15 protein-coding genes are annotated in these 13,731 nt (G+C 71.9%); 3 read left to right on the forward strand and 12 right to left on the reverse strand.

Going from position 1 to position 13,731, the window contains the following annotated elements:
- The first annotated feature begins 71 nt into the window (after positions 1–71).
- The gene (locus C4T42_RS01070) at positions 72–320 is read left to right on the forward strand and encodes a hypothetical protein (RefSeq protein WP_128083267.1); all 249 of its coding nucleotides are present in this window, start codon (positions 72–74) and stop codon (positions 318–320) included.
- A gap of 561 nt (positions 321–881) precedes the next feature.
- On the forward strand, positions 882–1,109 hold the full coding sequence (locus C4T42_RS01075; protein WP_020091033.1) for a hypothetical protein: 228 nt from the start codon (positions 882–884) through the stop codon (positions 1,107–1,109).
- A gap of 7 nt (positions 1,110–1,116) precedes the next feature.
- Here C4T42_RS01075 and C4T42_RS01080 read toward each other — a convergent pair whose 3' ends face one another.
- Positions 1,117–2,085, reverse strand: coding sequence for a helix-turn-helix domain-containing protein (locus tag C4T42_RS01080; protein ID WP_026604602.1), 969 nt, complete (start codon positions 2,083–2,085; stop codon positions 1,117–1,119).
- A gap of 121 nt (positions 2,086–2,206) precedes the next feature.
- Here C4T42_RS01080 and C4T42_RS01085 point away from each other — a divergent pair, with 121 nt between their 5' ends.
- Positions 2,207–2,650, forward strand: coding sequence for a MucR family transcriptional regulator (locus tag C4T42_RS01085; protein WP_020091031.1), 444 nt, complete (start codon positions 2,207–2,209; stop codon positions 2,648–2,650).
- A 51-nt stretch (positions 2,651–2,701) separates the two neighbouring features.
- Here C4T42_RS01085 and C4T42_RS01090 read toward each other — a convergent pair whose 3' ends face one another.
- The 11 genes from C4T42_RS01090 to C4T42_RS01140 form a co-directional block, all read right to left on the reverse strand.
- Entirely contained in the window at positions 2,702–3,220 is a 519-nt protein-coding gene (locus tag C4T42_RS01090; protein ID WP_020091030.1) for a hypothetical protein, read from the reverse strand.
- Positions 3,221–3,251: 31 nt separating this feature from the next.
- On the reverse strand, positions 3,252–3,788 hold the full coding sequence (locus C4T42_RS01095) for a hypothetical protein (protein ID WP_020091029.1): 537 nt from the start codon (positions 3,786–3,788) through the stop codon (positions 3,252–3,254).
- A gap of 165 nt (positions 3,789–3,953) precedes the next feature.
- Complete coding sequence (locus C4T42_RS01100) at positions 3,954–4,892, reverse strand: pirin family protein (protein WP_020091028.1); 939 nt, start codon at positions 4,890–4,892, stop codon at positions 3,954–3,956.
- 135 nt (positions 4,893–5,027) lie between these two features.
- Complete coding sequence (locus tag C4T42_RS01105; protein WP_020091027.1) at positions 5,028–6,059, reverse strand: aldo/keto reductase; 1,032 nt, start codon at positions 6,057–6,059, stop codon at positions 5,028–5,030.
- A 92-nt stretch (positions 6,060–6,151) separates the two neighbouring features.
- The gene (locus C4T42_RS01110; RefSeq protein WP_020091026.1) at positions 6,152–7,147 is read right to left on the reverse strand and encodes an HlyD family secretion protein; all 996 of its coding nucleotides are present in this window, start codon (positions 7,145–7,147) and stop codon (positions 6,152–6,154) included.
- Position 7,148: 1 nt separating this feature from the next.
- Positions 7,149–7,373: a DUF1656 domain-containing protein gene (locus tag C4T42_RS01115; protein ID WP_020091025.1), complete on the reverse strand. Its 225-nt coding sequence runs from the start codon at positions 7,371–7,373 to the stop codon at positions 7,149–7,151.
- Complete coding sequence (locus C4T42_RS01120) at positions 7,370–9,226, reverse strand: FUSC family protein (protein ID WP_020091024.1); 1,857 nt, start codon at positions 9,224–9,226, stop codon at positions 7,370–7,372. Before C4T42_RS01120 ends, C4T42_RS01115 begins: the two co-directional genes overlap by 4 nt.
- Positions 9,227–9,273: 47 nt before the next feature.
- On the reverse strand, positions 9,274–10,260 hold the full coding sequence (gene cydB / locus C4T42_RS01125) for a cytochrome d ubiquinol oxidase subunit II (protein ID WP_103984609.1): 987 nt from the start codon (positions 10,258–10,260) through the stop codon (positions 9,274–9,276).
- Positions 10,261–10,266: 6 nt separating this feature from the next.
- Positions 10,267–11,679: a cytochrome ubiquinol oxidase subunit I gene (locus C4T42_RS01130; RefSeq protein WP_020091022.1), complete on the reverse strand. Its 1,413-nt coding sequence runs from the start codon at positions 11,677–11,679 to the stop codon at positions 10,267–10,269.
- A 107-nt stretch (positions 11,680–11,786) separates the two neighbouring features.
- On the reverse strand, positions 11,787–13,298 hold the full coding sequence (mqo, locus tag C4T42_RS01135) for a malate dehydrogenase (quinone) (protein ID WP_103984610.1): 1,512 nt from the start codon (positions 13,296–13,298) through the stop codon (positions 11,787–11,789).
- Between the two features lie 11 nt (positions 13,299–13,309).
- Positions 13,310–13,708: a hypothetical protein gene (locus C4T42_RS01140; protein WP_020091020.1), complete on the reverse strand. Its 399-nt coding sequence runs from the start codon at positions 13,706–13,708 to the stop codon at positions 13,310–13,312.
- Positions 13,709–13,731 lie beyond the last annotated feature (23 nt).

A 13,731-nucleotide genomic window follows, 5' to 3' on the forward strand; every position in this document is an offset into this window, starting at 1 on the left:
GCGGAGACGGCGCGGGAGTCGTGATCCTGTCGCGGTGGCGCGGCTATAGCGCCGCCATGGCGAAGCGCCCCATGACTCTCGACCTGTTCACGACCCTGGATATCGTCGATGACGACGTCTCGGCCGTCGTCGACGCCTATCTGGCCGATCCCACGCCCGGTTCGGTGGCGTTCGGGGACGGCTTCCGCATCGATCCCGCGGCCGCGGTGGCCTCGCATCCCTTCGCCCGGACGCTGATCGATCAGCCCTGGGCCGATGCCGGGCTGCGCCGGGCCGCCATCCGCGCCGCCATCCTGCTGGCGGAGCCGGAGCGGGTCTGACCGGATCGGCCGCCTGTCGCGCGATATTCGTGGGGCTGGCATGCCGCTTCCATCGCGCTGGCATACCGCTGTCATGCGGCCGTCATGGGCGGGATGGCAGGTCGCCGCCACGGCGAACCTCCCGACCCTATGCCGCCACTCCGCCCGCCCGGTCCTGCCGTGGCGGGCTTTTGTATGCCCGCGGCTCGGCCATCGCGACGACGCGCGTCGGATCCTACGCCTAAAACGGTAGGTGTGCCGGCCTCCGACCACACGACGCCCGGTTGTAATCTGAGGCGGAGACGGCGCGGATGAACGGCGCGCCTTCACGGTGAGCGATCGGTTTACCCAAACCGCACAATTGCGCCGACCGCCCCGATCCGGGCGCGATCGGCGGGCGTTCTACGGGCAGGTCCACCGGAGACGTGCTGACATGCTGATCCTCAACCCGATGACCGGCCAGATGGTCGAGGTGCGCGTGCCCCGGCCGAAGCCGAAGGCCGCCTGAGCGCGCCAGCTCTCCGTCCGCTTCCCCGCACGCCCGCGGCCCAGGCGGCGTGCCCCTCCAGCCCCGCACGACCAATGCTGCCGACCGATCTCGACCGACCCGCCGAACTGACCCTCTGGCCGGGCTACGCGCCGGCCCGGGTGGCCGTGTCGCACAGTTTCCCGACGCTGCGGGCCGCCCTCGCCGCCGCGGTCGCGGCGATCGACGCCGAGGATGCCAATCCCTGGATCATCACCGAGGGCGGCGACATCCTCGCTCCGGGATGGATCCGCGCGAACACCGCGGGCGCCGTCCTGCAGTAGCCGGACGTCAGCCGGCGAGCTGGTCCGCGCCGCGGTTGCGCCACCGGTACTCGCTCGGCGAGATCCCGTAGCTGTCCTTGAAGCGGCGGCTGAAATGGCTCTGGGTGCAGAAGCCGCAGCTGTAGGCCAGCTCTCCGACGGCCAGATGGGCGAAGCCGGGATCGGCGAGACGCTGCGCGGCGGTCTCCAGCCGCCGCCGCCAGATCCAGTCGGCGATGTTGCGGTCCTGCTCGCGGAACAGGGCCTGGAGGTGGCGCAGCGACACGCCGACGGCCGCCGCGAGCCGGGCGGGGTCGAGGTTCAGGTCGCCGAGATGGGCCTCGATGTGGGCCAGCGCGCGCTGGAAGATCAGGACGCCCTGGATGTTCTTGGGGGTCTCGTGCGCGAGGCGTTCCGCGATGCTCGCGACGATGAGATCGACGCCGACCGACGCCATGCGGTTCGACATGTCCGGCGTCAGGCGCTCCGCGTTGCGGACCAGTTCCTGGAAAAAGGTCGTGACCATCGACGTGCCGACTTGATCCGCGCCGATCGTGAGGCACGTGAACCGGCGCGTCGAGCCGAGGGCGCGCTCCAGGGCCGCGCGCGGCAGCTCGACGAACAGCGTCTGCGTGTCGACGTCGGAGGCCATCGTCGCCGGCCGACGGTCCATCACGACGATGTCGCCGGGATTCTGGATCGCGGTGCGGTCGTCCTGCGCGCTGAACACGCGGCCCTTGAGCGTGATGGCGACGTTCAGGGTCTCGTACTTGCCGTGCCGGCGGATCGTGTCCGGGGTCGCGACGGTGGTGACGGCGCTCTGCGTCACGCGCGTGATCAGCAGCGGCCCGACCTCCGCGGCCTCCAGCGTGCCGGTGAAAGCGTGCGCCACGGCAGGCGTAAGTTCGACCGGCACGATCCGCTCGAAGATCGTCTCACGCCAGAGGCGGAAACTGTCTTTCGGCTTGAAATCCGCCGTAGAGAACAAAGTCCTCATAGAAAATTCTTGTATTCATGCTTCGCCGCGCGCGCTCGGGAAAACGGTAGCACGCTTTCAGGCAAGCGCAACGGCGCCGACCAACCTAAGAGGGTTCTCGACCTTGTCAGGAGCCCATAACGTGTCCGATTCGTCCCTCGTCAGCCCCCAATCCAATATCGTGCTGACGGCAGGGCTCGTCGCTGCCTATGTATCGAACAATCGGGTTCCGACCGCCGACCTTCCGACCCTCATCGCGCAGTGTCACGACGCGATCACCGCGCTGGCCGCCAACGGGGCGGCGTCGATCGAGGCGGCGGGGGACACGGACGCGCTGCGCGACCGGCCTACCGCCGCGCAGATCCGCAGCTCGATCCGGCCCGACGGCATCGTGAGCTTCATCGACGGGCGCCGGTACAAGACGCTCAAGCGCCATCTCACGGCCCACGGCCTGCACCCGCAGAGCTACCGCGAGCGCTACGGTCTGCCGGCCGATTATCCGATGGTCGCGCAGGAATATGCCGAGCGCCGGTCCGCGCTGGCGCGCTCCATCGGCCTCGGCGTGCCGGGCGAGCGCGCCGCCTGAGCCGACCCGCCTCGGCAGGCCGCGGCTGATTCGTGGCTGGCGCTCCGGGCCTCAGGCGGCCGCGTGCCGTCCGTCGGGCAGCAGATCCCGGCTCGCCTGCTCGATCCGTTTGAGCCAGTCCTCGGCCGCCGCCGCCCGCAGGGTCGCGGCCTCGGCCCGCGCCTGGGCCTCCCGGACGCGCCGGTCGGCTTCCGCCTCGCGTTCGAGGACCTGCCGCGCCGCCTGCGCCCGCGCTTCCTCCAGGAGCGCCCGCAGGGTCCGGATCTCCTGCTGGGCGGCCTCCAGATCCGCGGCCAGCGTCTCGCAGGCGGTCGATTGCTGGTGCAGGCGCTGATCCTGCGCCTGCTTCGCGACGGTCGCGGCCGACAGGGTGTCGAGGATCTGGCTCCAGTCCGCCACCGGCCGCGACGGCGTCTCCGGATCGGGTTCGGGGGACGCTTCGGAACGCGCCGCCGGGCTCGGTGCGTCGGCCACGAGGGGGCCGTCGGCGATCCCCGGAGCCGGCTCCGTCGGTTCTCCGCGCTCGCGCGCGATGCGGGCGTCGAGCTGGGCCCAGAACGTCGCGTTCATCGCCGTGGCGGTTCCGCAGGGCCCGCGCCGGTCACGAAGCCGCCCGCGTCGCGGAAGCCCGAGCGCTGCCCGCCTGGCCGGTCACCTGTCCGCCCGGCTGCATCACGAATTCCGCGTCGATCGTCTCGGCGATGCGCTGGAGCATCTGCTCCGCTGCCGCGGCCCGCTCCTCGGCGGCCGCGGCCCGGTCCTCGGCGGCCTGGATCAGCTTGATCGCCTGCGCGTGGACCTCGTGGGTCTCCCGCTCGGCCGCCAGCACCTGGGCGCGGGCCGCGTCCATGTCGGCGCGCACCTGCCGCAGCAGGTCCTGGACGTGCGTCTCCTGCTCCTGTGCCCGGTCCTCGACGTTCCGGATGTAGCGCGCCGCGCCCTGCACCCGCTCCAGCAGGTCGGGCCACCGCTCGACCGGCGACGGGTTCTGGTTGCGCCCCTGCGCCGAGACGCGCTCGTCCGCGGCGAGCAGGACGAGGTTGCCGGTGCGGATCCGGGTCGTCGGCTCGCGGGCGTCGCGCGCGACGGCATCGATCTGGTCCAGCGCCTCGGCCTTGGGGTGCTTCGTCTGTTCCATCACGCGTCCTGCCGACAGGGTGCAGCGCAAGCCTTCGGTGAGGCATCGGCGTCCGCCTCACACCGACGGAAAATGGTTAACAACTCCTTAATGTTCGCGCTAGGGTTGCGCTGCCGCGGCGATACCCGCGCGACGTCGCGCGGGACCGCCGGATCGCGGGCCGTCTCACGGGTAGCGGACGGGCTGCGGGTCCTCCGGCAGCGGGATGAACTCGGCGTCGTTCGGCACGGTGTCGAACCGGCCCTGGCGCCAATCCTCCTTGGCCTGCGCGATCCGCTCGGGCCGGGACGAGACGAAATTCCACCACAGGTGGCGCGGGCCGTCCATTGGCTCGCCGCCCAGCACCATGAACCGGGCCGATTCCGTGGCGCGCACGCTGATGCGGTCGCCGGGGCGGAACACCAGCAGCTGGCCGGGGCCGAAGCCGTCGCCGGCGATCTCGATGGCGCCCGCGACCGTGTAGATCGCCCGCTCGTCGTAGGTCGGATCGAGGGGCAGGACGGCGCCGGCCTCGAGGGCCACGTCGGCGTAGACCATCGGGCTCGAGGTCCGGACCGGCGAGCGCGCGCCGAAGGCCTCGCCGGCGATCAGCCGGACGGTCTTGCCCTCGCCGGTGAGGACAGGTAGCGCGGCGGCGTCGTAGTGCTCGAAGGCGGGGGCGTTCTCCTCGTCCCGGTCCGTCAGCGCGACCCAGCTCTGGATGCCGAACAGGCGGGAGCCGGTCTGACGCAGCGTCGGGGCGGTGCGTTCCGAGTGCGTGATGCCGCGGCCGGCGGTCATCCAGTTCAGCTCGCCCGGCCGGATCGGCAGCTCCGTGCCGAGGCTGTCGCGGTGCATGATCTCGCCGTCGAACAGGTAGGTGACGGTGGAGAGGCCGATATGCGGGTGCGGCCGCACGTCCATGCCCTGCCCGAGGAGGAATTCCGAGGGGCCCATCTGGTCGAAGAAGATGAAGGGGCCGACCATCCGGCACTCGGTGGAGGGCAGCGCCCGGCGCACCGCGAAGGAGCCGAGATCGCGCGAGCGGGGCACGATCAGGGTCTGGATCGCGTCGCAGCTGAAATGGTCGCCCGGGATCGGGTCATCGGCACTGTGCCAGCTCATCGCCTTGCTCCTCCGCGCGGGGATCGGCCCCCCATCCGCAGGCATCCTGGACCGGGAGCGTCCGGGTTGGAACAGAAACGATCGAAACGCATCGTTTCTGAAAAATCGCTCGATCGTCCCGGCCGGGGCGACGGCCTACCAGCGCGTCGGCTTGGGGTTGCGCTCGTCGAAGCCGCGCTGGTGCCAGTACGGGTAGATCGGGGTCTCCTGGCTCGCCGCGTCGAGCCGGGCGACCTGCTCGGCCGTCAGGGTCCAGCCGAGGGCGCCGAGGTTCTGCTTCAACTGCTCCTCGTTGCGGGCGCCGACCACGATGTTGCAGACGGTCGGCCGGGTCAGCAGCCAGTTGAGCGCCACCTGCGCCACCGTCTTGCCGGTCTCGGCCGCCACGGCGTCGAGGGCGTCGACCACGCCGAACAGGTAGTCGTCGGAGACCGGCGGCCCGCCCTCGGCGCCGCCGGCGGCGATGCGGCCGCTCTGGTTGGCCTGTCCGCGGCGGATCTTGCCGGTGAGACGGCCCCAGCCCAGCGGGCTCCAGACCATCAGGCCGACGCCCTGGTCGAGGCCGAGCGGCATCAGCTCCCACTCGTAGTGGCGGCCGATCAGCGCGTAGTAGCCCTGGTAGGCGACGTAGCGGGCGAGCCCGTGGCGCTCGGAGGTCGCGAGCGCCTTCATCAGCTGCCAGCCCGAGAAGTTGGAGGCGCCGATATAGCCGATCTTGCCCGCGCGGGTGAGGTCGTCGAGCGCCCGCAGCGTCTCGTCCACGGGGGTGAGGGCGTCGAAGCCGTGCATGAAGTAGACGTCGATATGGTCGGTGCCGAGCCGCTTCAGACTGGCCTCGCAGGCGCGGACCAGGTGGTAGCGCGAGGAGCCGACCTGGTTCAGCTCGTCGTTGAACCGGAAGGTCGCCTTGGTGGAGATCAGCGCCCGGTCGCGCTTGCCCTTCAGGGCCTGGCCCAGGATCTCCTCCGAGGCGCCGCCCGAGTAGATGTCGGCCGTGTCGAAGAAGTTGACGCCGGAGTCGAGGCAGAGATCGACCATGCGGGTCGCCTCGGCGACGTCCGTCTGCCCCCAGCGCTGGAAGAATTCGTTCGTGCCGCCGAAGGTGCCGGTGCCGAAGCTGAGCACCGGCACGGTGAGGCCGGAGCGTCCGAACTGCCTGTAGTCCATCGGGTCCTCGTCGCGATCGCGGCCGCCGCGCGGCGGCGCGCCTGCCGGATCAACGCGCCGCGCCGCCCGGTTTTCCCGGCCGGCGCGCGTCGTCAGCGCCGCGACTCGACGACCGGCGCCCCGTCGCAGCGCTGGCCGGCGGCCGCGCCCGTGCGCCGGCCGGGCGGCAGGGCGTCCGGCGACCCGGCTGTCTCGGCCAGGATCGCGACGTTCGCCGTCATCCCGGCCGCCAGCACGATCGGGCAGGGCACGTCGTCGAGGTCGATCCGGATCGGCACCCGCTGCGCCAGCCGGACCCAGGTGAAGATCGGGTTGACCGTCGGCAGCCCCTGGACGCCCGGGGCGGCGTCGGCGACGCTGATCCCGCGGCCGAGGCCGGTGACGCGCCCCCGGATCGGACGGTCCGGCCACGCCATCAGCGACACGCGCGCGGCGTCGCCCGCGCCGATGCGCGGGAGCTGCGTCTCCTCGAAATAGCCCTCGATCCAGAAGCTGTCGCCGTTGACCAGCGTCAGCGCCGGCTGTCCCGTGGCGGCGAACCCGCCCTCCTGCAGCAGCAGGTTGGTGACCCAGCCGTTCACGGTCGCCCGCAGGGTCGTGCGCTCCAGGTTGAGCCGCGCCTGCGCGAGCGCACCCTCCGCCTGGACCACGTCGGCCTGGGCGGCCTGCGCCTGGCCGCTGGTCGTCTGCTTCTGCTGCGGCGTGGTGGCGAGGTCGTCGAGGTCGGCGGTGCGCTGCGCGATCCCCGCGAGGTACCCGGCCCGCGCCCGGGCACTGGCGAGGGCGCCCTCGGCCTGGGTCACGGCGTTCCTGAACGTGCCGGGATCGATCGTGAACAGCACGTCGCCCTTGCGGACGAACTGGTTGTCGCGGACCCGGACCGCCACCACCGTGCCGGAGACCTCGGGCGCCACCTGCACGGTGTAGACGCGCACGCGCCCGTCCCGGGTCCAGGGCGTGTAGGCGTAGTAGAGGAAGGCGAGGTAGGCGAGGCCCACGGCCGCCGCCAGCGCCAGCAGGGTGGCGGCGACGTTGTAGGCGGGCGGCGGCTGCCAGTCGCGCAGCGACGGTCGCGGTTTCAGGGCCATCTCACGGGCCCTGGACGCGCAGGGACAGGATCAGCAGCGCCGTCACGGCGGTCAGGAGGCTGAAGTCGAACAGGGCGCGGTTCCAGACAAGGTGGTTGATGCCGATCCAGTCCAAGATCCAGCGCAGGGCCCAGGTGATCACCAGGGCGGCGAGCAGGCAGATCACCGCGGGCTCGACGAAGAGCCCCAGCACGTCGACCGCCCGCAATCCGACCACGCCGATCACGCCCGCCCTCCCGGATCGAGGTTCGGCCAGCCCGCGCGGTCGAGATCCGACACGAGGGCGGCCAGCGCCCCGATGCGCTCCGCCTGGAGGGGCAGGGTCGCCCGGTCGGCGAGCGCGCGCAAGGGATCCGGCACCGTCTCCGGCCCCGCCGGACGGGACGCGGCGAGCCGCGCCCAGACCGCCCGGCCGACGCGGCGGCCCTCCCGGTCGTCCGTCTCCCGCAGGGCGAGCAGCAGGAGCCCGATGACGAGCAGGCGCTCGCCGCTCCGGGCCGCCGCGTCGTCCGCGCCGATGAGGGCGAGTCGGCCGAAGCCCCGGGCGAGGTAGCGGTCGAGCGGCGGCAGCAGGAGCGCCGGGTCGAGGGCCGCGCCGCGCACCGACCGGACCAGCCGGCGTCGGGCCCGCAGGCGCAGGGTCGCGGCGCTCACCGGCGGCGGCAGGGCGGCGAACGCGATCGCCGCCACCGCCATGCCGAGCAGCTCGGCCAGCACGGTGTTGAGCGAGTCGGCGAGGTCGTAGGTCATCGGGTTCTTGGGATCGAGCACGCCGAAGACGAAGAACCCGAAGCCGATCCCGTAGATCGCGCGCTTGTCGGCGCGGCCGACCACCGCCAGCATCGCCACCGGCAGCAGCACCGCGGCCAGCAGCGCGAAGCTCCCGGTGGTCGTCAGCAGGGTGTAGCGGACTGTGAGCCCGACCACGCCGGCGAGCAGCGCGCCAACCAGGAAGGCGCGGGATTCCGCACGCGGGTCGGCATGGGCGGCGAGCAGGACGCAGACGAGGCTCGCCCAGGTCGCGGCGCCGGCCCCGTGCGACCAGCCGGTGACGTACCAGAAGCCGTTGACGAGCAGGACGGCGGCGGCGGTGCGCAGGGCGTTGTCGAAGGCGTGCCAGCCGTCCCAGTCCAGGTCGTTCCACAGGAGCAGGTGCGGGCGGAACGGGACGCGCCGCCGGCCCACGCGCCCGCCGGCCCGCAGGAGCCGCGCCGAGACCCGGACGCGCCCGACCTGCCGGACGGCGATCGCCCCGCCGGCCCCGATCAGGTCGGTCGAGCGCGATCCCGGCCGGTCCGGCAGCAGCGCCCGCAGCAGGCCCGCGGCGAGCACCCGCCGCAGCCGGGGGGCGGCGTTGCGGATGCCGCGGCCGCCGGAGCGCAGGGAGGGCTGCTCGGTGAACGTGTCGGTGACCTCCTCGCCCAGGGTCATGACCGCGGCGATCGGCATCGGGCCGGGCCGCTCGCCCCGCCGCAGGGCGGCCATCCAGGCGTCGCAGGCCTCCGCGGCCGCCTCGAGCCGCCCCGCCAGGGCGCGGCTGACGGCGGGGACGCCCGGCGCCACGAACACGTTCGACGCGTAGGCGCAGCCGATCCCGAGCAGGATCGTCGAGCAGCGGTCGACGCCGATCTGGAACACGGCCTCCGGGTTCTGCACGTCGGCCAGCGCGATGATCGGCACGGTGAAGCCCATCGAGGCGAAGCCGTAGGCGCGCTGGCCGCTCTCGACGCTGGAGGCCGCGGTGAGCAGGCCCATCCACAGGGCCAGCGCGAGGTCGAAGGCCAGGGTCGCCTGGGCGAAATTGGCCACCAGCACCATCGCGACGGTGACGCCCACCAGCGTGCTGCCGGCGCGCCACAGGCTCTTGCGCAGGGAGGCCGCGCGGGTGGCGAGCGTCACCGAGATGACCGTCCAGCCGGCCCAGTGCGGCAGCGCCAGCTCGAGCCACATGGCGAGCCAGATCGCCGCGATGGCGGTGAGCGCGATGCGCACGGCCTCGGCCGCCTCGCGCGGCCACCACGCCGCGAGGCGCTGCAGGAGGCCCGGCGCGTCGTCGGAAAGGGCCACCTCACCGGCCATCGCGCGGCCTCGCCGGCCGGGGCGGGTCCGGGAATCCGGCTGCAGGCTCAGTCATAGTGCTCGGCGATGTCGACCTTCCCCTTGAACACCCGGTAGACCACCAGGGTGTAGATCAGGGTGATCGGCAGGACCACGATGCCTGCGCCCCAGAACATGAAGGACAGGCTCGCCTCCGGCGCCGCCGCCTCGGTCACCGTCACGCTGAACGGCACCATGTAGGGCAGGAACGAGGCGGCGAGCGTCGCGAAGGCGGCGGCGAAGATCAGCGCCACCAGCGGGAAGGGCAGGGCATCGATCCGGCGCCGCGCCGCGTAGAGGAGCCCGGCGCAGGCCACGGCCCCCACGAGCGGCAGGACCAGCATCTCGGGCCGCTCGACCCAGCGGTGCAGCACCCGCAGGTTCATCGCCAGCGCGTACGCGAAGGCCGCGCCGAGGAAGACCAGGACGCCCATCAGGAGCCGCGGCAGCAGCCGGAAGCCGAGGTCGCGCACGTCGGACTCGGTCTTGCCGCACAGCCACGCGGCGCCGAGCAGCGCGTAGCCGAGGCACAGGCCGAGCCCGCAGAGCAGCGAGAACGGCGTGAGCCACGTGAACGCCCCGCCGGCGTAGAGCCCGCCCTGCACCGGCAGCTCCTGCACGAGCGCCCCGACCGTCACGCCCTGCACGAAGGCCGCGCAGTAGGAGCCGCCGACGAAGCCCGCGTCCCAGACCCGCCGCAGCCGCCGGGACTTGTAGCGGAACTCGAAGGCGACGCCGCGCAGGATCAGGGCCGCGAGCATCAGGAGGAGCGGCAGGTAGAAGGCCGAGAGCAGCAGCGCGTAGACCGTCGGGAAGGCGCCGAACAGGATCGTGGCGGCGAGCACCAGCCAGGTCTCGTTGCCGTCCCAGACCGGGGCGATCGCCTGCATCATGTGCCGGCGCGCCGTCTCGTCCGGGGCGATCCCGAACAGCATGCCGACGCCGAGGTCGAACCCGTCGAGCAGCACGTAGAGCATCAGGGTGAGGGCGAGGGCGGCGGCCCAGAATTCGATCACGGCCGCTCACTCCGCCGGATTGCTGCTGGGGGTGCCGGGACTGTCGCCCGGCACGGCGAGCGGCCGCTTGGGGTTGGCGGCGCTCCCCGCACGGGCCGGGGTCGGCAGGATGCCGGCCTTGAGCATGCGGTAGATGTAGACGGTGCCGGCCGCGAAGATCAGCGCGTAGACCGCGCCGAACACGGCGAGCGAGGTCGCAACCTGCGGCGCGGCCAGGAACGGCGTCGCCGCGTCGGCGGTGCGCAGCTGGCCGTAGACCGTCCAGGGCTGGCGCCCGACCTCGGCGGTGAACCAGCCGGTCAGGGTTGCGACGAAGCCGAGCGGGAACGACAGGAAGATCGCCCATTGCAGCCAGCGCGCCCGCTCTAGCCGCCCGGTGGCGTAGAAGGCCATCCCGCCCCAGGCCAGCGCCAGCATCAGCAGCCCGCAGCCGACCATGATGCGGAAGGCGAAGAACGGGATCAGCACCGGCGGCCGGTCGGCCTTGGGGATGTCCTTGATGCCGATCACCTTGCCGGTGAGGGTGCCGTCGTCGATCAGGCTGCCGATCGGGGCGGGCAGCGCGATGACGAAGTGGTTCTTCTCCTGCGCCTCGTCGGGCCACGCGAACAGGATCTCGCCGGCCGGCGCCTGGCTCTCCCAGTGACCCTCGATCGCGGCGATCTTCGAGGGCTGGTGCTTGACGACGTAGTCGCCGGTGAGGTGGCCGAAGAACAGCTGCAGCGGCACCAGGATCGCGGCGAGGCCGAGCCCCATCCGGATCATGGCGCGGGCCTCGATCCGGTCGCTGCCGCGCAGCATGTACCACGCCCCCGTCGCGGCCACGCAGAAGCTGGTGGTGACGTAGGCGGCCAGGACCATGTGGGGGAAGCGGACCCAGACGACCCCGTTGAAGATGATCGCCCACCAGTCCGTCGGTACGAACACGCCGTCCGGGCGCTGGGCGAAGCCGGTCGGGTACTGCATCCACGAGTTGTTCACGAGGATCCAGAAGGACGACAGGCTGGTGCCGAGGCAGACCATCAGGCAGGCGAACAGGTAGAACCAGCGCGGCACCCGCCTGCGGCCGAACATCAGCACCCCGAAGAACGAGGCCTCGAGCGCGAAGGCCGTGAAGCTCTCGTAGCCGAGGAGCGGCCCCTGGATCGGGCCGGTGCGGCGGGCGAGCTCGCTCCAGTTGGTGCCGAACTGGAACGCCATGACGATGCCGGAGACCACGCCGAGCCCGAAGGCGACGGCGAAGATCTTGAGCCAGAAGGCGAACAGGCGGTCGTAGACCGGCTCGCGCGCGATCATCGCCCGCGCCTGCAGGAAGGCGAGCCAGGCCGCCAGCCCGACCGTGAAGGCCGGGAAGATGATGTGGAACGACACCGTGAAGGCGAACTGGATGCGCGAGAGCATCAGGGCGGAGATGTCCATCGTTCCTCTCTCCGGCCGAAGCTCGCCGGTCCGCCGCCGCGGGCCGGGCGCGCCGCACCCTCAGATGTCCGCCGGCGAGGCGCGGGGAACCGCGCCTCGCGAACCTGTCAGACGTTCTCGATCCTCAGGACCGACGCCGTCTCGGCCCGGGTGCGGCGGCAGGCCTCGGCGTCCCGCTTGAGGTCGATGCCGTAGGTCGGGATCACCGCCTTGAGGCGGGGCAGCCAGGCATCCGGCGTGAGCCGGTCGGCGAAGCACTTCTCCAGGACCTCGACCGCGATGAAGGCCGCCGTCGAGGCGCCGGGCGAGGCGCCGAGCAGCGCGCAGATCGAGTTGTCGGCCGCGGCCACCAGCTCCGTGCCGAATTCGAGGTAGCCTTCCTCCAGCGGGTTCGCCTTCCCGGTCGGCTTGATCGTCTGCACCCGCTGGCCGGCCACCGCCGAGGTCCAGTCCTGCTTCAGCGCCTTGGGGAAGAAGTCCTTGAGGGTCGCGAACTGGTGGTCGGAGCTCTGGAGCACCTGGCCCACGAGGTACTCGGTGAGCGCGACGTTGTCCTTGGCGACGTCCAGCAGCGGCACGATGTTGTGCGGCGTCAGCGCGGTGAACAGGTCGGTGAGCGACCCGTGCTTCAGGAAGCGCGACGAGAAGCCCGCGTAGGGGCCGAACAGCAGCGAGCGCTTGCCGCCGATGATGCGGGTGTCGAGGTGGGGGACCGACATCGGCGGCGAGCCGGAGGCCGCCTTGCCGTAGACCTTGGCGTGGTGGCGCGCGCTGACCGCGTCGACGTCGCAGCGCAGCCAGATGCCTGAGACCGGGAAGCCGCCGTAGCCGCGCCCCTCCGGGATCTTGGAGGCCTGCAGCAGCGGCAGCGAGCCGCCGCCCGCGCCGATGAACACGAACTTGGCCGTCACGGTGCGGCGCGTGGCGTCGTAGGTGTCCTCGACGGTCACGGCCCAGCGGCCGTCGTCGACCCGGTCGAGGGCGACGACCTTGCGGTTGTAGTGGACGGCGAAGCCGGGCTGCGCCGCGAGCTGCTTCACCAGCAGGTGCGTCAGGGCGCCGTAATCGACGTCCGTCCCGGTGACGATCCGGGTGGCGGCGATCGGCTCGCCGGGGGCGCGGCCCTCGATGATCAGCGGCGCCCAGCCGGCGATGACCTGCGGGTCCTCGCTGTACTCCATGCCGTGGTAGCAGTGGTGCGCCGACATCGCGGCGTAGCGCGCCTTGAGGAAGGCGACGTTCTTGGCCCCCCAGACGAAGCTCATGTGCGGGCAGGGATGGATGAAGGCGCGGGGGTCCGGGATCGCGCCCTTCCGCACGAGGTGCGCCCAGAGCTGGCGCGAGATGTCGAACTCGGTGTTGACCTCGAGCGCCTTGGCGATGTCGACGCTGCCGTCGGGGCGCTGGGGGGTGTAGTTCAGCTCGCAATTGGCCGCGTGGCCGGTGCCGGCGTTGTTCCAGCCCTCCGAGCTCTCCTGCGCGCAGTCGTGCAGCGTCTCGAACATCGCGATCCTGAGCGACGGCTCCAGTTCCTTCAGGACCGTGCCGAAGGTCGCGCTCATGATCCCGGCGCCGATCAGCACCACATCGGGAGCGTCGTCGAAGCTGATCTCGGCCATCGGGCCCCTCCTCAGGCGGTCTTGTTCGGAACGAAGGGGAGCCGGGCCTCGGCGCCGGGGGCGAGGATCACGTAGGCCCGGCACCAGGGCTCGTCGTCGACGAGGCGCCAGGAATGGCCGGAGCCGGCCGTGTCCTCGGCGATGAGGATGTCGCCGGGGCGGATCGTGAAGTGCGCGCCGGCCCTCGTCTGGAAGTCGAGGGTGCCGCGCAGGGTGATGACGAACTGCCGGGTCGGCGCCGCGTGCCACGCGTAGGTCCCGCCGGCCTGGGTCTCGCGGAAGGAAATCGAGACCACGTCGGTCGTGCCGCTGAGGATGTCGCCGCGCTCGCCGTGGGGCAGGTCGATGACGCCTTCCTCGAAGTAGGAATTGTCGTCGTCACCGGTCCAGATGCGTACGCAGCGGATCATCGGGCAGAGCTCCGGCTTCGGAA

It is taken from the genome of Methylobacterium sp. 190mf (assembly GCF_900107945.1).
In the GTDB taxonomy this organism is placed as follows: domain Bacteria; phylum Pseudomonadota; class Alphaproteobacteria; order Rhizobiales; family Beijerinckiaceae; genus Methylobacterium.